This is a genomic window from Streptomyces sp. NPDC030995 (assembly GCF_055571215.1).
Genome location: NZ_JBVIFS010000060.1, coordinates 1 through 17,633, shown reverse-complemented (window position 1 = coordinate 17,633; position 17,633 = coordinate 1). Strand labels below are relative to the sequence as shown.

The window sequence follows — 17,633 nt, the reverse complement described above, 5'->3', positions numbered from 1 at the left end:
GGACGCATCGCAAGGCGGAGGGCCGCGGCTCGTACTGGACGTACCGGCGCGGTCCGACAACGCGGCGAGGTGCCGTGCCGGGGGCCGCGACCCGGCAAACCTTTCCGGCCACAGCACTAGCCTGCCTGCATGACTCCTCGACTCGACATGATCGGCCTGGTCGTCTCCGACATGGCCGCCTCGCTCGCCTTCTACCGCCGCCTCGGGCTGGACGTCCCCGCCGACGCCGACGGGCAGCCGCACGTGGAGGCCGTCCTGCCCGGCGGGCTGCGCATCGGGTGGGACACGGAGGAGACCATCCGCTCCTTCAACCCGTCCTGGACCCGGCCCTCCGGCGACGGCCGCGCCGGGCTGGCCTTCCTGTGCGACTCCCCCGCCGAGGTGGACGCGGTGTACGCCGAGCTGACCGCCGCCGGCCACACCGGGCACCTGAAGCCCTGGGACGCCTTCTGGGGGCAGCGCTACGCCGTCCTGCTCGACCCGGACGGCTGCGAGGTCTCCCTCTTCGCCCCGGCGGAACCGGCCGTGTAGGCACCCAGGGTGGTACCGGCCAGGGCGCGGACCTCACGGGCGAGGTGGGCCTGGTCGGCGTAGCCGGCGGCGCACGCGACCTCGGCGTACGGCATGCCCGCGCGGGCCAGGGCCAGCGCGCGCCGCAGCCGCAGGATGCGGCCGAGCGTCCGCGGGCCGTACCCGAAAGCGTCGAGCGACCGCCGGTGCAGCTGCCGCACGCCTAGGGGGTGTATCGGCAAGACACCCCCTAGTGCTTGCGCAGCCGCGCGGAGTAGTCCTCCGGCGGCAGGAACTTCGACCACCGCTCCGGGAACTCCGACGGCATGCCCTCGTCCTCGTCGTCCTCCGACTCGCCCTCCGCCATCGCCCGCCAGGCCGCGGCCCGCGCGATCAGCTGCGCGGCCTCCGCTTCGCGCGCCCGCTCGTTCGCCTCGCGCGCCGCCGCCGTGGCCACCGACGGCCAGACCCGGTCGATCGCGGCGTTGACGGCCGCGCCGACGAGCACCGCGAAGGCCGAGATGCCGATCCACAGCAGCACCGCCACCGGGGCCGCCAGGGAGCCGTAGATCGTCGGCCCCTCCACCGTGTTGGTCAGGTAGATCCGCAGCAGGAACGAGCCCAGCACCCACATCGCGAGGGCCACCAGCGCCCCCGGCACGTCCTCGATCCACGGCGAGCGCACCGGTACGGACACGTGGTACAGCGTCGTCAGGAAGGCGATGGACAGCAGGGTCACGGTCGGCCAGTACAGGATCGCGATCACCTCGGTGCCCCACGGCACCAGCCGCACGACCGCGTCCGGCCCCACCACCATCAGCGGCAGCACGATCGCACCGATCAGCAGCGCGATGATGTAGAGCAGGAAGGCCAGCAGCCGGGTCTTGACGATGCCGCGATGGCCGTCGAGCCCGTACATCACGGTGATGGTGTCGATGAAGACGTTGACCGCGCGCGACCCGGACCAGAGGGCGAAGGCGAAACCGAGCGAGATCAGGTCCGGGCGGCCGCGCCCGGTGACGTCGTCCAGCAGGGGCCGGGCGATGTCGTTGACGCCCCGGTCGGAGAGGACCGTGCCGACCGCGCCCAGGATGTTCTCCTCGATGCTCTCGACGGTCTTGGTGTCCGTCCAGCCGTCCACATAGCCCAGCAGGCCCAGCAGGCCGAGGAAGAGCGGGGGCAGCGAGAGCAGCGTGAAGAAGGCCGCCTCGGCCGCGAGACCGAGGATCCGGTACTCGATGCACGAGTTGACGGTGTCCTTCAGTAGCAGCCAGCCCATCTTCCGCTTCGAGACGTTGCGGTAGAGGGCGCGGGCCCGGTGGAGCCGTCCTGGGGGTCCCGGGATCCGCTCGGATGTTTCTTTTGCTGGCTGCACGTCCTTACGGTATCCGCATGGCAGCCACCACCCACACAGTCAGCAACCAGGCCCCGCCCCTCGTGGGCTACGACGCCTACGGCGGCGACCGGGCCCTCACCGAGGGCGTCGAGCGTCACCTGGCCTCCGCGGATCCCGAACTCCTCGCCGAGGTAAGGGAGGAGCTCACGACCATCGGGCACGCCTCCGGTTCGGCACAGGCACAGGAATGGGGTGTGCAGGCGAACGAGAACCCGCCGAAGCTCCGCACACATGACCGGTACGGCAACCGGATCGACGAAGTGGAGTTCCACCCGGCCTGGCACCGGCTGCTCGGGCACGCGGTGACCTCCGGGCTCACCGACGCCTGGGGACGTCCGGCCGGTCATCTGCGCCGCGCCGCCGGGTTCTTCCTCTGGTCGCAGGCCGAGGCGGGGCACGGCTGCCCGGTCTCGATGACGCACGCCGCCGTGCCGGCGCTGCGGACCGATCCGGAACTGGCCGCCGAGTGGGAGCCGCGGCTGACCTCGCACGTGTACGAGGAAGGGCTGCGGCCGGCCGCGCAGAAGGCCGGTGTGCTCTTCGGCATGGGGATGACGGAGAAGCAGGGCGGCAGCGACGTACGGGCGAACACGACGGCCGCGGTACCGCTGGACGCGTCGGGCGAGTACCTGCTGACCGGGCACAAGTGGTTCTGCTCGGCGCCGATGTGCGACGGCTTCCTGGTGCTGGCGCAGGCTCCGGGAGGGCTGACCTGCTTCCTGGTGCCGCGGGTGCTGCCGGACGGCACGCGCAACGTCTTCGCGATCCAGCGTCTGAAGGACAAGCTGGGCAACAAGTCGAACGCGTCGAGCGAGGTGGAGTTCGACGGGACCTGGGCGCGGCGGGTCGGCGAGGAGGGCCGGGGGGTGCGGACCATCATCGAGATGGTCGCGGCGACCCGGCTGGACTGTGTCGTCGGCTCGGCCTCGCTGATGCGGCAGGCGCTGACGCAGGCGGTCCACCACGCGGAGCACCGCTCTGCTTTCGGAGCACCGCTCATCGACCAGCCGCTGATGCGCAACGTGCTCGCCGACCTGGCCCTGGAGTCGGAGGCCGCCACCACGCTCGCCCTGCGCCTGGCGGCCGCCTACGACGCCGGGACGGAGCAGGAGAAGGCCTTCCTGCGCCTCGCGGTCCCCGCCGCGAAGTACTGGGTGACCAAGCGCTGTACGCCGATGGTGGCGGAGGCCCTGGAGTGTCTGGGGGGCAACGGCTACGTCGAGGAGTCGGGGCTGCCGAGACTGCTGCGCGAATCCCCGCTGAACTCCATCTGGGAGGGCTCGGGCAACGTACAGGCGCTGGACGTACTCCGTGCACTCCAGCGGGAGCCGCAGGCGCTGAACGCCTTCCTCCAGGAGGTCGGCCAGGCCCGCGGCGCCGACCACCGGCTGGATTCGGCCATCAAGGACCTGCTGACGGAGCTCGCCGACCTGGAGGGAGTCGAGGCCCGGGCCCGCCGGGTGGTGGAGCGCATGGCACTGGTGCTCCAGGGCTCGCTGCTGGTGCGGTGGGCTCCGCCGGCGGTCGCGGACGCCTTCTGCGCCTCGCGGCTCGGCGGTGACTGGGGCGCGGCCTTCGGGACGCTGCCGCACAGCCTCGACCTGGGCGCGGTGGTGGAACGGGCGCGGATCTCGGGCTAGGCGGGGTGCCGCCGGGCACCCACGTTCCCCCTGCGGTCCCCAAACCGCTCCCGGCCGCGATCCGGGCCCGTTGACCTGGAGCAGAGGTGGCGCCGCGCCGACTCGGCACCACCCCTGGTCCGTGAAGCCCCGAGGAGGAGCTGTCACGCCGCTCAGCGGCGTCCGGACAGTTTCGGTCGACCGACCGGGACTTGGCGAGAGTTGCATAGCGTTGCAACCTTTGAGTCGGCAGCCGCCCGTCGGGGTGCCAGGGGAAGCGGTGCACACGGACCGCCGGGCGGCTTTCGTCGTACGTCCTGTTCGCACGGGGAGGTTCCGGTGGCCGACACCACAGGCAGCACGGTCGATGTGGCACGCATCTCGGCCATGGACGCGCGGGAGGCCACGCGTCTGCTCAAGGGAGTACGGGCGGCCGCGCTGGCCGGGGACCGCCCGCCGGCCGCGCCGAGACCGGAGATCGCCGAGTCCTGGCGCCGGATGATGGCCGGCGGGGTCCACCCGGACCGGGACGCGCGCTCGCGGATGCTGTCGGCCGCCGAGACCGAGGAGCGGCGGCGCGTGTCGCCGCTGCGGGAGATCCTGCCCGTACTGCGCGAGGGGCTGCTGCCCGCGCTGGACGAGGCGCTGCACATCATGGTCGTCGCGGACGCGGACGGGCGGCTGCTGTGGCGGGAGGGGCACCGTTCCATCCTGCGCAAGGCGGACCGGCTCGGCTTCGCGGTCGGGGCCGACTGGGACGAGGCCGTGGTCGGCACGAACGGAGTGGGCACCGCCCTGGTGGCCCGGCGGCCCGTGCAGGTGTTCTCGGCGGAGCACTTCGTCTCCAGCCACCACGACTGGACCTGCGCGGGGGCGCCCGTACGGGACCCGCGGGACGGGCGGCTGCTGGGCGTGGTCGACGTCAGCGGGCCGCTGGCCACCATGCACCCGGCGACGCTGGCGTGGGTGAGCTCGGTGGCCCGGCTCGCGGAGCGGGAGCTGCGGATCCGCCACCTGGAGTCACTGGAGCGGCTGCGGGCGACGGCGGCCCCGCTGCTGGCCCGGCTGCCGGGGCGGGCCCTGGTCGTGGACCCGAACGGCTGGACGGCGGCGGTGACGGGGCTGGCCCCCGCCGACCGGATCCCGCTGCCGAAGGCCTTCGGGCCGGGCCGGGTGTGGGTGCCGCGGCTCGGCGACTGCGTGGTGGAGCCGCTGCCCGGCGGCTGGCTGCTGCGGATCGCGGAGGACCGTACGAGCACGGCGGCGACCCGGGTCGTCCTGGACCTCAGCCGGCCGGGATCCTGGTCGGCGACGGTGTACGGGTCCTCCGGGAGCTGGTCGCAGGAGCTGAGCCCGCGCCACGCGGAGCTGCTGTTCCTGCTGGCGGAGAGCCCGCGGGGGCGCTCGGCGGCGGAGCTGTCCGCGGAGCTGTTCGGGGATCCGGCCCGCACGGTGACGGTCCGCGCGGAGCTGTCCCGCGTACGCCGCCACCTCGCGGGCGTGCTGACCCACCGGCCGTACCGCTTCGCGGAGGACGTGGAGGTGGAGCTGATCCGCCCCCAGGACCCGGCCGCGCTGCTGCCGCACTCCACCGCCCCCTCGGTGATCAGGGCCCGCCTGGGGTACGGGGGGCCGGGCATGGTTCCCTGAAGTGCATGAGCACCATCACCCTCACCACCTGGTCCCTGGAAATGACCTCCCCGACGGAGCTGGTCCCGGCGACCCCGCCGGGTCCGGAGGTCACGATCTCCCGGGCGGAGGTCCCCTCCCCCGAGTTCAGCCGCTTCCTGTACGCGTCCGTGGGCGGTGACATCCACTGGACGGACCGGCTGTCGCTGACCCGCGCGCAGTGGGTGGAGCAGCTGGGCCGGCCGGGGGTGGAGACGTGGGTGGCGTACGACCGCGGCACGCCGGCGGGGTACGTCGAGTTCGACCCGCAGGACGACGGTGTGGTGGAGATCATGTACTTCGGCCTCCTCCCGGACTTCCGAGGCCGCCGGATCGGCGGGCACCTGCTGTCGGTGGGCATCGCCCGGGCGTGGGACCTCGCGTCGCGCTGGCCGGAGCGTGAGCCGACCCGGCGGGTCTGGCTCCACACGTGCAGCCAGGACGGCCCGACGGCGATGGACAACTACCTGAAGCGCGGCTTCAAGCTCTTCAAGACGGAGACCTCCCAGAAGGAAGCCACCCCGACCCCGGGACCCTGGCCCGGCGCGTAGCCCCTCCTGGCAAATGCAGCCCCTCCGGCGTTTGAGGAGCGGGGGTCTGGGGGCTGGCCCCCAGCAACGGCGCCGCACCCGGATGTGGCGGTCCGGAAAGGGTTCCGGGGGTGACCCCGATCACCCCATCCCACCATCCGGGACGACTTCGTCCGGATCGTGGACAGTAGTGGACTCCTCCAAGAGGCACATGACACGCTTCCGCCATGAATGGAGCTGGAATTGCCTTGGTGAGTCGGCGGCACGTCGACCTCGGCCGCATGTCCAGCGCCATCTGTCCGGCCCGCTGACGGAACCAGCCACGCCGCACATCGCCGTCGTCCCCGCCGCCGCGGACGCGTCGATCACCCCGCAAGCCCCCCTGAAGGCCGTACACCGCCCCCGCACGTCGGTAACCCCGACATAAGGGCGGAAATCAGCCGAACCTGCTCAGAGACTCCCGCGTGACAGGGGCGCGCCGCCGCTCCCCCCTGCCCCCTTGAGCCGTTGAAGAAGGACGTATCCGCCATGGCCGCCACCCCCGAAACGCCCGCAGCCGCAGCCGCCGCGCGCCGCAAGACCGGCCGTCACCGCGGCGAGGGCCAGTGGGCCGTCGGACACCACACGCCCCTCAACGGCAACGAGCAGTTCAAAAGGGACGACGACGGTCTCAACGTGCGGACACGCATCGAGACGATCTACTCCCAGCGCGGCTTCGACTCGATCGACCCCAACGACCTGCGCGGCCGTATGCGCTGGTGGGGCCTGTACACCCAGCGCAAGCCCGGGATCGACGGCGGCAAGACCGCGATCCTGGAGCCGGAGGAGCTGGACGACAAGTTCTTCATGCTGCGCGTCCGCATCGACGGCGGCCGGCTGACCACCGAGCAGCTCCGCGTCATCGGCGAGATCTCCGAGGAGTTCGCGCGCGGCACCGCGGACCTCACCGACCGCCAGAACGTGCAGTACCACTGGATCCGGATCGAGGACGTCCCGGAGATCTGGCGCCGCCTGGAGGCCGTCGGCCTGTCCACGACCGAGGCCTGCGGTGACACCCCCCGCGTCATCCTCGGTTCGCCCGTGGCCGGCATCGCCCAGGACGAGATCATCGACGGCACGCCCGCCATCGACGAGATCTACCGCCGCATCGTGGGCAACCCCGACTTCTCGAACCTGCCCCGCAAGTTCAAGTCCGCGATCTCCGGCTCGCCGCTGCTCGACGTGGCGCACGAGATCAACGACATCGCTTTCGTCGGCGTGAACCACCCCGAGCACGGTCCCGGCTTCGACGTCTGGGTCGGCGGCGGTCTCTCCACCAACCCCAAGCTCGGTGTGCGCCTGGGCACCTGGGTCTCGCTCGACGAGGTCCCGGACGTCTACGAGGGTGTCATCTCGATCTTCCGCGACTACGGCTACCGGCGGCTGCGCACCCGCGCCCGCCTGAAGTTCCTCGTCGCCGACTGGGGCCCGGCCAAGTTCCGCCAGGTCCTGGAGGACGAGTACCTGAAGCGCAAGCTGACCGACGGCCCCGCGCCCGAGCAGCCGACCGGCCAGTGGCGCGACCACGTGGGCGTGCACCAGCAGCAGGACGGCAAGTTCTACGTCGGCTTCGCGCCCCGCGTCGGCCGCGTGGACGGCGCCACCCTGACCAAGATCGCGCACGTCGCCGAGCAGCACGGCTCCGGCCGGCTGCGCACCACCGCCGAGCAGAAGATGATCGTCCTCGACGTCGAGGCCGACCAGGTCGACTCGGTCGTCGCGGCCCTGGAGGCGCTGGACCTGCGGGTCAAGCCGTCCCCGTTCCGCCGCGGCACGATGGCCTGCACCGGCATCGAGTTCTGCAAGCTGGCCATCGTCGAGACCAAGGCGCGCGGCGCCTCGCTGATCGACGAGCTGGAGCGCCGCCTGCCGGACTTCACCGAGCCGCTCACCATCAACATCAACGGCTGCCCGAACGCCTGCGCCCGTATCCAGGTGGCGGACATCGGTCTCAAGGGTCAGCTGGTCCTGGACGACGACGGCAAGCAGGTGGAGGGCTACCAGGTCCACCTGGGCGGCGCCCTCGGCCTGGAGGCCGGCTTCGGCCGCAAGGTCCGTGGCCTCAAGGTGACCTCGGCCGGTCTGCCCGACTACGTCGAGCGGGTCGTCAAGAGCTACGAGGAGCAGCGCGAGGACGGCGAGCGCTTCGCGGCGTGGGTCGCCCGCGCGGACGAGAAGAGCCTCTCGTGAGCGAGCGCGCCGCACCGTTCTACTGCCCGTACTGCGGCGACGAGGACCTGTTTCCCCACGAGACGGGTCACGGCGCCTGGGAATGCAGGGCCTGCAATCGAGCCTTCCAGCTGAAGTACCTCGGGCTGCTGGCCCGGGGTGTTCGGTCCGACACAGCTGGAGGGGACGAGATATGACCACCACTCAAGACGTCGGTCTCAAGGCCGCGACGCTCGAGGCCGCGACGCTCAAGAGCCTGGCCGAGCAGGCCGGCCGGGACCTGGAGGACGCCTCCGCCCTGGAGATCCTCACCTGGGCGGCGGAGACCTTCGGCAAGAAGTTCGCCGTGACCTCCTCCATGGAGGACGCGGTCGTCGCCCACCTGGCCTCCCGCGCCTTCCCCGGCGTGGACGTGGTCTTCCTCGACACGGGCTACCACTTCGAGGAGACCATCGGCACCCGCGACGCGGTCGAGGCGGTGATGGACGTCAACGTCATCACCCTCACCCCGCGCCAGAGCGTCGCCGAGCAGGACGCCGAGTACGGCCCCAAGCTGCACGACCGGGACCCCGACCTGTGCTGCGCGCTGCGCAAGGTCAAGCCGCTGGAAGAGGGCCTGACCGCGTACGACGCGTGGGCGACGGGTCTGCGCCGTGACGAGTCCCCGACCCGGGCGAACACCCCGGTGGTCGGCTGGGACGAGAAGCGGCAGAAGGTCAAGATCTCGCCGATCGCCCGCTGGACCCAGGACGACGTGGACGCCTACGTCGCCGAGCACGGCGTACTCACCAACCCGCTGCTGATGGACGGTTACGCCTCCGTCGGCTGCGCCCCCTGCACCCGCCGCGTCGCGGAGGGCGAGGACGCGCGGGCCGGCCGCTGGGCCGGGCGCGGCAAGACCGAGTGCGGACTGCACGGCTGATGACGACCAGCGAAGAACTTACGGAGACAGAGCAGATGAGCGTGAGCGACCACGGCGCCACCGTGTGGCTGACCGGGCTGCCGAGCGCGGGCAAGACCACCATCGCCTACGCGCTGGCCGAGCGGCTGCGCGCCGAGGGCCACCGCGTGGAGGTTCTCGACGGGGACGAGATCCGCGAGTTCCTCTCCGCCGGCCTCGGCTTCACCCGCGAGGACCGGCACACCAACGTGCAGCGGATCGGCTTCGTCGCCGAACTCCTCGCGAGCAACGGCGTCAAGGCGCTGGTGCCGGTGATCGCGCCGTTCGCGGACAGCCGCGAGGCCGTCCGGGGGCGCCATGCGGCCGCCGCGACGAACTACCTCGAAGTGCACGTGGCCACCCCGGTCGAGGTGTGCTCCGAGCGTGACGTGAAGGGCCTGTACGCCAAGCAGGCGGCGGGCGAGATCTCCGGTCTGACCGGGGTCGACGACCCGTACGAGGCTCCGGAGTCCCCGGACCTCCGTATCGAGTCGCACACGCAGACCGTGCAGGAGTCGGCTTCGGCCCTGCACGCGCTGCTCACCGAGAGGGGTCTGGCATGACCACGGTCGCTCACCTGCACGAAGAGACCGACGCGCCGTACGCGCTGTCGCACCTCGACGCCCTCGAGTCCGAGGCCGTGCACATCTTCCGCGAGGTGGCGGGCGAGTTCGAGAAGCCGGTGATCCTCTTCTCCGGCGGCAAGGACTCCATCGTCATGCTGCACCTGGCGCTGAAGGCGTTCGCGCCGGCGCCGGTGCCCTTCACGCTGCTGCACGTCGACACGGGCCACAACTTCCCCGAGGTGCTGGAGTACCGCGACCGCACGGTCGAGAAGCACGGGCTGCGCCTGCACGTGGCGTCCGTCCAGGACTACATCGACGCGGGCAAGCTGCGCGAGCGTCCGGACGGCACCCGCAACCCGCTGCAGACCGTGCCGCTGACCGAGGCGATCCAGCAGCTCAAGTTCGACGCCGTCTTCGGCGGCGGCCGCCGCGACGAGGAGAAGGCCCGCGCCAAGGAGCGGGTGTTCAGCCTCCGCGACGAGTTCTCCCAGTGGGACCCGCGCCGCCAGCGCCCCGAGCTGTGGCAGCTCTACAACGGCCGCCACGCCCCCGGCGAGCACGTGCGCGTCTTCCCGCTCTCCAACTGGACCGAGCTGGACGTCTGGCAGTACATCGCCCGCGAGGGCATCGAGCTGCCGGAGATCTACTTCGCCCACGAGCGCGAGGTCTTCCTGCGGGGCGGCATGTGGCTGACGGCCGGCGAGTGGGGCGGCCCGAAGGAGGGCGAGACGCCCGAGACGCGTCTCATCCGCTACCGCACGGTCGGTGACATGTCCTGCACCGGCGCCGTCGACTCCGACGCCGCCACGCTGGACGCCGTGATCGCCGAGATCGCCGTCTCCCGTCTCACCGAGCGGGGTGCCACCCGCGCCGACGACAAGATGTCCGAGGCCGCGATGGAAGACCGCAAGCGCGAAGGGTACTTCTAGAAATGACCAGCACCACCGAGCAGTTCGCCGATCTGTCGGCGACCACCCTGCTGCGCTTCGCGACCGCCGGTTCCGTCGACGACGGCAAGTCCACCCTGGTGGGCCGGCTGCTGCACGACTCCAAGTCGGTCCTGACGGACCAGATGGAGGCCGTCGAGGCGGTTTCCCAGGCCCGCGGCCAGGAGGCCCCCGACCTCGCGCTGCTCACCGACGGCCTGCGGGCCGAGCGGGAGCAGGGCATCACCATAGACGTCGCGTACCGCTACTTCGCCACCGCGCGCCGCCGGTTCATCCTCGCGGACACCCCGGGGCACGTGCAGTACACCCGGAACATGGTCACCGGCGCCTCCACCGCCGACCTGGCCGTGGTGCTCGTCGACGCCCGCAACGGCGTGATCGAGCAGACCCGCCGGCACGCGGCCGTCGCCGCGCTGCTGCGGGTCCCGCACGTGGTCCTGGCCGTCAACAAGATGGACCTGGTGGGCTACGAGGAGTCGGTCTTCGCGGCGATCGCCGAGGAGTTCACCGCGTACGCCTCCGACCTGGGCGTCCCGGAGATCACCGCGATCCCGATCTCGGCCCTGGCCGGGGACAACGTGGTCGAGCCGTCGGCGAACATGGACTGGTACGGCGGCCCGACGGTGCTGGAGCACCTGGAGACGGTGCCCGTCAGCCACGACCTCACCGCCTGCCCGGCGCGTTTCCCGGTGCAGTACGTGATCCGTCCGCAGTCCGCCGAGCACCCCGACTACCGCGGCTACGCGGGCCAGATCGCCTCCGGCGTGCTGCGCGTCGGCGAGGCCGTGACCGTCCTGCCCTCGGGCCGTACGAGCACCATCGAGGGCATCGACGCGCTCGGCGAGAGCGTGGACATCGCCTGGGCCCCCCAGTCGGTGACCCTGCGCCTCAAGGACGACATCGACATCTCGCGCGGCGACCTGATCGCGCCGTCCGCGAGCGCCCCGGCGACCACGCAGGACGTCGAGGCGACGGTCTGCCACGTGGCGGACCAGCCCCTGTCCGTCGGCGCCCGGGTGCTGATCAAGCACACGACGCGCACGGTCAAGGCGATCGTCAAGGAGATCCCCTCGCGGCTCACCCTGGACGACCTGTCCCAGCACCCGAACCCCGGGCAGCTGGTGGCCAACGACATCGGCCGCGTGGTCGTCCGTACCGCCGAGCCGCTCGCGCTCGACGCGTACGCCGACTCGCGCCGCACCGGGTCCTTCCTGCTGATCGACCCGGCCGACGGGACCACCCTTGCGGCGGGCATGGCCGGCGAGTCCTTCGCCTCCAAGGCCGAGACCACCGTTCAGGCGGACGAGGAAGGGTGGGACTTCTAGATCATGTTCACCGATCTCTACTCCACCTTCGCGAAGGAGGGCGGCCGCGTCGGCAGCGGCGCCCTCGGCAGCGGCCAGGGAGGGGTGGCGCGATGTGCGCGATGACGTACGCGCACCGCTTGCGCGCCCACACCCCCCATGAGCTGTACCCGCCCTTGCTCCACAAACGAAGACGTGCGTCATGAGATGACGCCGTCACGAGAGGAAGTCCTCCCGTGCCTGCCACCGCCACCACCCGTAACACACTTCGCCGCAGCATCGTCGCCGCTGCCGCTCTGCCGCTCCTGATCGGTGCGCTCGCCTCCTGCGGCTACGGTTCCGAGGCCAAGAAGGACGAGCCCAAGGCCGCCGACGTGGCCGACGCCGGCAAGAAGCTCTCCGCCTCCGAGGTCCGCATCGGGTACTTCCCGAACCTGACGCACGCCACCGCCCTGGTCGGCCTCCAGGAAGGCCTGATCCAGAAGGAACTGGGCGGCACCACGATCAAGCCGCAGTCCTTCAACGCCGGCCCGTCCGAGATCGAAGCCCTCAACGGCGGCTCTCTCGACATCGGTTTCATCGGCCCCTCGCCGTCGATCAACGGCTACGTGAAGTCCAAGGGCTCCAACCTGCGGATCATCTCCGGCTCCGCCTCCGGCGGCGTCAAGCTGGTCGTGAACCCGGACAAGATCAAGACCCTGGACGACCTCAAGGGCAAGAAGATCGCCACCCCGCAGAAGGGGAACACGCAGGACGTCGCGTTCCTCAACTGGATCTCCGAGAAGGGCTGGACGGTCGACCCGGAGTCCGGCAAGGGTGACGTCTCCGTCGTCCGTACGGACAACAAGGTCACCCCGGACGCCTTCAAGCAGGGCTCGATCGACGGCGCCTGGGTGCCGGAGCCCACGGCTTCCAAGCTCGTCTCCGACGGCGGCAAGGTCCTCCTCGACGAGACCGAGCTGTGGCCCGAGAAGAAGTTCGTGATCACGAACGTCATCGTGTCGCAGAAGTTCCTCAAGGAGCACCCGGACGTGGTCGAGGCCGTTCTGCGCGGCACCGTGAAGACCAACGAGTGGATCCACGCCAACCAGGACAAGGCGAAGGCCTCCGCGAACGCGAAGCTCGCGGCCGAGGGCGGCAAGCCGCTCGACGCGAAGGTCATCGACCCGGCGTGGCCGAGCTTCACGGTCACCGACGACCCGCTGGCGGCGACGCTGAAGACGCAGTCGGACTGGGCGGTCAAGGCCAAGCTCATCGAGCAGCCCGACCTGGCCGGCATCTACGACCTGACGCTCCTGAACAAGGTCCTGAAGGCCGCGGGCAAGGCCGAGGTCTCCGACGCCGGCCTCGGCGCCAAGTAACCCCGTAATCCAGCAACCCCAGGAGGTGACGACCATGGCCACCACGCTCGCCAAGGCTGCCGAGGGCACCGTTGCGGAGCTGACGCACGCTGCCCGCATCGAGCACGTCTCGAAGTCCTTCTCCGGCCCGGCCGGATCGCAGCTCGTCCTGGACGACATCAGCCTCGATGTCGCTCCCGGAGAGTTCGTCACCATCCTGGGCGCCTCGGGGTGTGGAAAGTCCACGCTGCTGAACCTGGTCGCGGGTCTGGACAAGCCGTCCGCGGGGTCCATCGAGACCCCCGGCGGCGGCCGTCCGGCGCTCATGTTCCAGGAGCACGCCCTCTTCCCGTGGCTGACCGCGGGCAAGAACATCGAACTCGCCCTGCGCCTGCGCGGGGTGGCCAAGGCCGACCGCAAGCCGGAGACCGAGCGGCTGCTGGAGCTGGTCCGCCTCGGCGGCGCGTACGGCAAGCGCGTCCACGAGCTGTCGGGCGGCATGCGCCAGCGCGTGGCACTGGCCCGGGCCCTCGCCCAGGACAGCCAGCTGCTGCTGATGGACGAGCCGTTCGCCGCGCTCGACGCCATCACCCGCGACGTACTGCACGGCGAGCTCACCCGCATCTGGAGCGAGACGAACCTCTCCGTCCTCTTCGTCACCCACAACGTGCGCGAGGCCGTCCGCCTCGCCCAGCGCGTGGTCCTGCTCTCCTCCCGGCCCGGCCGGATCGCGAAGGAATGGACCGTGGGCATCCCGCAGCCGCGCCGCATCGAGGACGCGGACGTCGCGGAACTGTCCCTTGAGATCACTGAACACCTGCGTGGGGAGATCCGCCGCCATGGCCAGCACTGAGACCGCCGCGAAGGCCAAAACGGACGACCTGGCAGGCCTGGAGGCGGGCCTGGACGCTCTCGACGCGGTCCAGACCCACCGCACCCCGGTCCGCGAGATCCTCGTCAAGAAGATCCTGCCCCCGGTGCTGGCCGTCGGCCTCGTGCTGGCGGTCTGGCAGATCCTCGTCGCGGCGAAGGTCACCGACGAGACCAAGCTCCCGGCCCTGTCCGCGGTCTGGGACAGTCTGTCCGACATGTGGCTCAAGGGCACGCTGCTGGAGGTCATCTGGACCAGCGTGTCCCGCGGCCTGCTCGGCTTCCTCCTGGCCCTGGCCATCGGTACCCCGCTCGGCCTGCTCGTCGCCCGGGTGAAGTTCGTGCGCGCCGCGATCGGCCCGATCCTCCAGGGCCTGCAGTCGCTGCCGTCGGTGGCCTGGGTGCCGCCGGCCGTCCTGTGGTTCGGCCTGAACGACGCGATGATGTTCACGGTGATCCTGCTGGGCGCCGTCCCGTCCATCGCCAACGGCCTCGTCTCCGGCATCGACCAGATCCCGCCGCTCACCCTGCGGGCCGGCCGCACCCTGGGCGCCACCGGCCTGCGCGGTGCCCGGCACATCGTCATGCCGGCCGCGCTGCCGGGCTACCTGGCCGGCCTCAAGCAGGGCTGGGCCTTCTCCTGGCGCTCCCTGATGGCCGCCGAGATCATCGCCAGCTCCCCCGACCTGGGCCTCGGCCTCGGCCAGCTGCTGGAGAACGGCCGCAACAACATCGACCTGCCCGGGGTGTTCCTCGCGATCATCCTGATCCTGGTGGTCGGCATCGCCATCGACCTGCTCATCTTCAGCCCGGTCGAGCGGTGGGTGCTGCGCACCCGCGGCCTGCTGGTCAAGAGCTGAGTCCCATGTCCCCCTCACCCGCACTCCTGGTCATAGCCCACGGCAGCCGCGACCCGCGGCACGCCGCGACCGTGCACGCCCTGGTGGCGCGGGCGCGGACGCTGCGGCCCGGGCTGCGGGTGGAGACGGCCTACCTGGACTTCACCACCCCGTCGGTGGGTCAGGCCCTGTCCGCCCTCTACCTCTCCGGCGTACGGGAGGTGGTGGCGCTCCCGCTCCTCCTCACCCGGGCCTTCCACGCGAAGTCCGACATCCCGGCGGCCCTGGCCGAGTCGGCCTCGCGCCTGCCGGGACTCTCGGTGCGGGTGGCCGACGTCCTCGGCCCCTCCCCGCTCCTCCTCTCCGCCCTGGAGCGCCGGCTCACCGAAGCCGGCCTCACCCCGGCGGACCGTGCCACCACCGCGGTGGTGCTCGCGTCCGCCGGCTCCACAGACCCGGAGGCGATCGCAGTGATCGCTGAAACCGCGCGGGAGTGGCGGCTCACCGGTTGGTGCGCCGTGCGGCCTGCGTTCGCCTCCGCTGCCCTTCCCCGCACTGAGGACGCCGTACGGGCCCTGCGCGCCGAGGGCTTCGCCCGGGTGGCGGTGGCCCCCTACGTCATCGCCCCGGGCCGCCTCCCGGACCGCATCGCGGCGGGTGCGGAAGCCGCCGGTGCGGATGTGGTGGCGGGGGTCCTGGGGGCGGCCCCCGAACTGGCCCGCCTGTTGCTGCGCCGCTACGACGCCGCCGTCTCGGCCCCCGCCCGGCTCCCGACCCTGACGGCCTGACTCGCCGTCTCTATTTCAGCCCCTCCGGCGTTTGAGGAGCGGGGGTTCGGGGGCAGCGCCCCCGACAACGGCGCGGCTACGAGCGGGCGGTGGCTTCGTCCGCCAGGGCGGTCAGGTCCGCGATGGACATCGCGCCCGGCGGGAGGCCCTCCCGCGCAAAGATGTTGGCCGCGTGCCGCAGCACGTCGTTCACCGGCGTCGCAACCCCGCCCAGGCGGCCCAGCAGCGAGATCTCCCCGTTGAGATAGTCCGCCTCCACGGACCCCGTCCCCCGCGCCAGGCTCTGCCAGGACGACCCTCCCCGCAGGACCCCCGCCGGCGGGTTCACCTTCCCGTCGCGCGCCGCCGCCTGCTCGGCCTCGCTCGCGTACGCGATACCGGCGGCCTCGAAGGCCCGCTTCGCCTCGCCGACGGCCCGCAACAGCAGCGCCACCTTCGCAGGGTCCGGCTCCGGCCCGGTCGTCGCCTGGATCGCGTTGCCCAGATTCCCCAGCAGCTTCGCGTACTTCCAGCGCATCACGTCCTCGACCACCGGCGCCTCGAAGCCGGCCTTGCCGAGGTCCGCCGCGACGGCCCGGGCCACCGCGTCCGCGCCGCCCGCCGCCCGGCCCACGTGCAGGATTCCGGTCAGCGGCGCGCACAGCGCCGAGACCACGCCCGGCTCGAGGAAGGTGGCGGGCAGCCATACGCACACCCCGTACACGCGCGCGAAGCGCCGTAGGGCCAGGCGTTCGCTCTCCACGCCGTTCTGCGCGCACAGCACCGGCAGCCGCTGCGCCGCCGTACCGCCGCCCGCGACCTCCGCGTCGCCCCACGCGTCGAGCGCGGCGATCGCGTCCTGGGTCTTCACGGCCAGCAACAGCACGTCGTCGGGGCGCAGTTCGCCGAGCTCCTCCGGTCCGGTGACCACGGGCAGCCGGTGCACCCGTGCCCCGTCGGCCGTCGTGAGCCGCAGCCCGTCGGCCCGCAGGGCCTGCGCGTGTGCGCCGCGTGCGACGAGTACGACCTCGCCGCCCGCCTCCGCGAGCCGTCCGCCGATGGTGGCGCCTACCGCGCCCGCGCCGATGATGATGTAACGCATGCCGACGAGCCTGGCACATCCCGCCCCCTGCGTTACGGTCGGGGCATGGTGAACGAGGTGTTCGACATCGGTGGGGAGCTGCCCGTCCGGCGGCTCGGGTTCGGCACGGGCGGTCTGGTGGGCCCCGGCTACTGGGGTCCGCGCGGCGAGCGCGCCGAGGCCCGGGAGCTGCTGCGCACCGCGGTGGAGCGCGGGGTCACGCTCATCGACACGGCCGACAACTACGGCCCCGACCTGGCCGAGGAGCTGATCGCCGAGGCCCTGTACCCGTACGGGGAGCAGCTCGTGGTCGCCACCAAGGGCGGGGTGGTGCGCAGCGGCCCCGATCAGTGGCACGTGGCGGGCCGCCCGGAGCAGCTGCGGCAGCAGTGCGAGGCGAGCCTGCGGCGGCTGCGCGCGGAACGCGTCGGCCTCTACCAGCTGCACCGCTTCGACCCCGCCGTCCCGATGGCCGAACAGCTGGGCACGCTGGCCGAGTTGCGGGCGGAGGGCAAGATCCGGCACATCGGTCTGGACACCGTCACCGCCGGGGAGCTGCGGACGGCCCTGGAGTCGACCCCGATCGCCTCGGTCCAGAACCCGTACAACCTGCTGGACCGCGGCTCGGCGCAGGTGCTCGCGCTGTGCGAGGCGCGAGGGATCGCCTTCCTCCCGTACTACCCCCTGGGCAGCGGCGCCCTGACCCGCGAGAGCGCGGCCGCCATCACCTCGGTGGCCGCGTCCCACGGCGCCGGCCCGGGCCAGATCGCCCTGGCCTGGCTGCTGCACCACTCCCCCGTCCTGTGCCCCACCCCGGGGACGGGTTCCCCCGTACACCTGGCGGAGAACCTGGACGCGGCGACGATCCACCTCACGGAGCGGGAGCTGGAGTTGCTCGACGCGCTGGCTTCCTGAGGGCCGGCTCCCGCCCGGTTCAGCTCCCGGTCACAGCACTAGACGATTAAGTCCGAAGTCTTGGTCAGTGGTCGTAGGCGATTAATGACCTGGTCAGCGGTGTTCCGCTGGCCCGGTTGTGCCAGATGGCTGC

General features: G+C 71.7%; 18 protein-coding genes and 1 pseudogene. 16 read left to right on the top strand and 3 right to left on the bottom strand.

Annotation, left to right across the window (positions count from 1 at the left end; translation table 11 throughout):
• The first annotated feature begins 129 nt into the window (after positions 1-129).
• Positions 130-531 carry a VOC family protein gene (locus tag ACZ45T_RS38095; RefSeq protein ID WP_468448887.1) on the top strand — a complete coding sequence of 134 codons (402 nt, stop codon included), beginning with the start codon at positions 130-132 and terminating at the stop codon, positions 529-531.
• Here ACZ45T_RS38095 and ACZ45T_RS38090 read toward each other — a convergent pair.
• Positions 462-827: pseudogene (locus tag ACZ45T_RS38090) on the bottom strand (helix-turn-helix domain-containing protein); the annotation flags it as partial. The gene ACZ45T_RS38095 and the pseudogene ACZ45T_RS38090 overlap by 70 nt on opposite strands.
• A complete protein-coding gene (locus ACZ45T_RS38085; RefSeq protein ID WP_468448885.1) occupies positions 761-1,885 on the bottom strand; it encodes a YihY/virulence factor BrkB family protein in 1,125 nt (374 codons plus the stop codon). The pseudogene ACZ45T_RS38090 and the gene ACZ45T_RS38085, both read right to left, overlap by 67 nt.
• A gap of 17 nt (positions 1,886-1,902) precedes the next feature.
• Between ACZ45T_RS38085 and ACZ45T_RS38080 the strand changes: the two genes are divergently transcribed.
• From ACZ45T_RS38080 to ACZ45T_RS38015, 14 genes are all read left to right on the top strand, one after another.
• Positions 1,903-3,546: an acyl-CoA dehydrogenase family protein gene (locus tag ACZ45T_RS38080; RefSeq protein WP_468448883.1), complete on the top strand. Its 1,644-nt coding sequence runs from the start codon at positions 1,903-1,905 to the stop codon at positions 3,544-3,546.
• Between the two features lie 366 nt (positions 3,547-3,912).
• Positions 3,913-5,175 (top strand): GAF domain-containing protein, encoded by a 1,263-nt coding sequence (locus ACZ45T_RS38075; RefSeq protein WP_468448889.1) that lies wholly within the window; start codon positions 3,913-3,915, stop codon positions 5,173-5,175.
• Between the two features lie 5 nt (positions 5,176-5,180).
• Positions 5,181-5,744 (top strand): GNAT family N-acetyltransferase, encoded by a 564-nt coding sequence (locus tag ACZ45T_RS38070; protein ID WP_468448881.1) that lies wholly within the window; start codon positions 5,181-5,183, stop codon positions 5,742-5,744.
• A 206-nt stretch (positions 5,745-5,950) separates the two neighbouring features.
• Positions 5,951-6,034: a putative leader peptide gene (locus ACZ45T_RS38065; RefSeq protein ID WP_312847410.1), complete on the top strand. Its 84-nt coding sequence runs from the start codon at positions 5,951-5,953 to the stop codon at positions 6,032-6,034.
• Between the two features lie 217 nt (positions 6,035-6,251).
• A complete protein-coding gene (locus tag ACZ45T_RS38060; RefSeq protein ID WP_468448879.1) occupies positions 6,252-7,952 on the top strand; it encodes a nitrite/sulfite reductase in 1,701 nt (566 codons plus the stop codon).
• The gene (locus tag ACZ45T_RS38055) at positions 7,949-8,128 is read left to right on the top strand and encodes a hypothetical protein (protein WP_360896096.1); all 180 of its coding nucleotides are present in this window, start codon (positions 7,949-7,951) and stop codon (positions 8,126-8,128) included. Before ACZ45T_RS38060 ends, ACZ45T_RS38055 begins: the two co-directional genes overlap by 4 nt.
• Positions 8,125-8,853: a phosphoadenylyl-sulfate reductase gene (locus tag ACZ45T_RS38050; RefSeq protein WP_468448877.1), complete on the top strand. Its 729-nt coding sequence runs from the start codon at positions 8,125-8,127 to the stop codon at positions 8,851-8,853. Before ACZ45T_RS38055 ends, ACZ45T_RS38050 begins: the two co-directional genes overlap by 4 nt.
• Positions 8,854-8,888: 35 nt before the next feature.
• Entirely contained in the window at positions 8,889-9,434 is a 546-nt protein-coding gene (gene cysC / locus ACZ45T_RS38045) for an adenylyl-sulfate kinase (RefSeq protein WP_468448875.1), read from the top strand.
• Complete coding sequence (cysD, locus tag ACZ45T_RS38040) at positions 9,431-10,366, top strand: sulfate adenylyltransferase subunit CysD (protein WP_468448874.1); 936 nt, start codon at positions 9,431-9,433, stop codon at positions 10,364-10,366. Before cysC ends, cysD begins: the two co-directional genes overlap by 4 nt.
• A gap of 2 nt (positions 10,367-10,368) precedes the next feature.
• Positions 10,369-11,709 carry a sulfate adenylyltransferase subunit 1 gene (locus tag ACZ45T_RS38035; protein ID WP_468448872.1) on the top strand — a complete coding sequence of 447 codons (1,341 nt, stop codon included), beginning with the start codon at positions 10,369-10,371 and terminating at the stop codon, positions 11,707-11,709.
• Positions 11,710-11,924: 215 nt separating this feature from the next.
• Positions 11,925-13,049: an ABC transporter substrate-binding protein gene (locus tag ACZ45T_RS38030; protein WP_468448870.1), complete on the top strand. Its 1,125-nt coding sequence runs from the start codon at positions 11,925-11,927 to the stop codon at positions 13,047-13,049.
• 34 nt (positions 13,050-13,083) lie between these two features.
• Complete coding sequence (locus ACZ45T_RS38025; protein WP_468448868.1) at positions 13,084-13,881, top strand: ABC transporter ATP-binding protein; 798 nt, start codon at positions 13,084-13,086, stop codon at positions 13,879-13,881.
• Positions 13,868-14,758 carry an ABC transporter permease gene (locus ACZ45T_RS38020; RefSeq protein WP_468448866.1) on the top strand — a complete coding sequence of 297 codons (891 nt, stop codon included), beginning with the start codon at positions 13,868-13,870 and terminating at the stop codon, positions 14,756-14,758. Before ACZ45T_RS38025 ends, ACZ45T_RS38020 begins: the two co-directional genes overlap by 14 nt.
• A 5-nt stretch (positions 14,759-14,763) precedes the next feature.
• Complete coding sequence (locus ACZ45T_RS38015; RefSeq protein ID WP_468448864.1) at positions 14,764-15,525, top strand: sirohydrochlorin chelatase; 762 nt, start codon at positions 14,764-14,766, stop codon at positions 15,523-15,525.
• A gap of 76 nt (positions 15,526-15,601) precedes the next feature.
• Here the strand turns inward: ACZ45T_RS38015 and ACZ45T_RS38010 are convergent, their stop codons facing one another.
• Positions 15,602-16,606 (bottom strand): ketopantoate reductase family protein, encoded by a 1,005-nt coding sequence (locus ACZ45T_RS38010; protein ID WP_468448862.1) that lies wholly within the window; start codon positions 16,604-16,606, stop codon positions 15,602-15,604.
• 45 nt (positions 16,607-16,651) lie between these two features.
• Here ACZ45T_RS38010 and ACZ45T_RS38005 point away from each other — a divergent pair, with 45 nt between their 5' ends.
• Positions 16,652-17,500, top strand: a complete 849-nt coding sequence (locus ACZ45T_RS38005; protein WP_468448860.1) for an aldo/keto reductase — start codon at positions 16,652-16,654, stop codon at positions 17,498-17,500.
• The last annotated feature ends 133 nt before the right edge of the window (positions 17,501-17,633 follow it).

Excerpts from the sequence above, each read along its gene's own strand:
- ACZ45T_RS38010 (WP_468448862.1), bottom strand. The coding sequence starts at position 16,606 with ATGCGTTACATCATCATCGGCGCGGGCGCGGTAGGCGCCACCATCGGC.
- ACZ45T_RS38015 (WP_468448864.1), top strand. The coding sequence starts at position 14,764 with ATGTCCCCCTCACCCGCACTCCTGGTCATAGCCCACGGCAGCCGCGAC.
- ACZ45T_RS38095 (WP_468448887.1), top strand. The coding sequence starts at position 130 with ATGACTCCTCGACTCGACATGATCGGCCTGGTCGTCTCCGACATGGCC.
- ACZ45T_RS38005 (WP_468448860.1), top strand. The coding sequence starts at position 16,652 with ATGGTGAACGAGGTGTTCGACATCGGTGGGGAGCTGCCCGTCCGGCGG.
- ACZ45T_RS38060 (WP_468448879.1), top strand. The coding sequence starts at position 6,252 with ATGGCCGCCACCCCCGAAACGCCCGCAGCCGCAGCCGCCGCGCGCCGC.
- cysD (WP_468448874.1), top strand. The coding sequence starts at position 9,431 with ATGACCACGGTCGCTCACCTGCACGAAGAGACCGACGCGCCGTACGCG.
- ACZ45T_RS38070 (WP_468448881.1), top strand. The coding sequence starts at position 5,181 with ATGAGCACCATCACCCTCACCACCTGGTCCCTGGAAATGACCTCCCCG.
- cysC (WP_468448875.1), top strand. The coding sequence starts at position 8,889 with ATGAGCGTGAGCGACCACGGCGCCACCGTGTGGCTGACCGGGCTGCCG.
- ACZ45T_RS38035 (WP_468448872.1), top strand. The coding sequence starts at position 10,369 with ATGACCAGCACCACCGAGCAGTTCGCCGATCTGTCGGCGACCACCCTG.
- ACZ45T_RS38020 (WP_468448866.1), top strand. The coding sequence starts at position 13,868 with ATGGCCAGCACTGAGACCGCCGCGAAGGCCAAAACGGACGACCTGGCA.
- ACZ45T_RS38075 (WP_468448889.1), top strand. The coding sequence starts at position 3,913 with ATGGACGCGCGGGAGGCCACGCGTCTGCTCAAGGGAGTACGGGCGGCC.
- ACZ45T_RS38025 (WP_468448868.1), top strand. The coding sequence starts at position 13,084 with ATGGCCACCACGCTCGCCAAGGCTGCCGAGGGCACCGTTGCGGAGCTG.
- ACZ45T_RS38065 (WP_312847410.1), top strand. The coding sequence starts at position 5,951 with ATGAATGGAGCTGGAATTGCCTTGGTGAGTCGGCGGCACGTCGACCTC.
- ACZ45T_RS38080 (WP_468448883.1), top strand. The coding sequence starts at position 1,903 with ATGGCAGCCACCACCCACACAGTCAGCAACCAGGCCCCGCCCCTCGTG.
- ACZ45T_RS38050 (WP_468448877.1), top strand. The coding sequence starts at position 8,125 with ATGACCACCACTCAAGACGTCGGTCTCAAGGCCGCGACGCTCGAGGCC.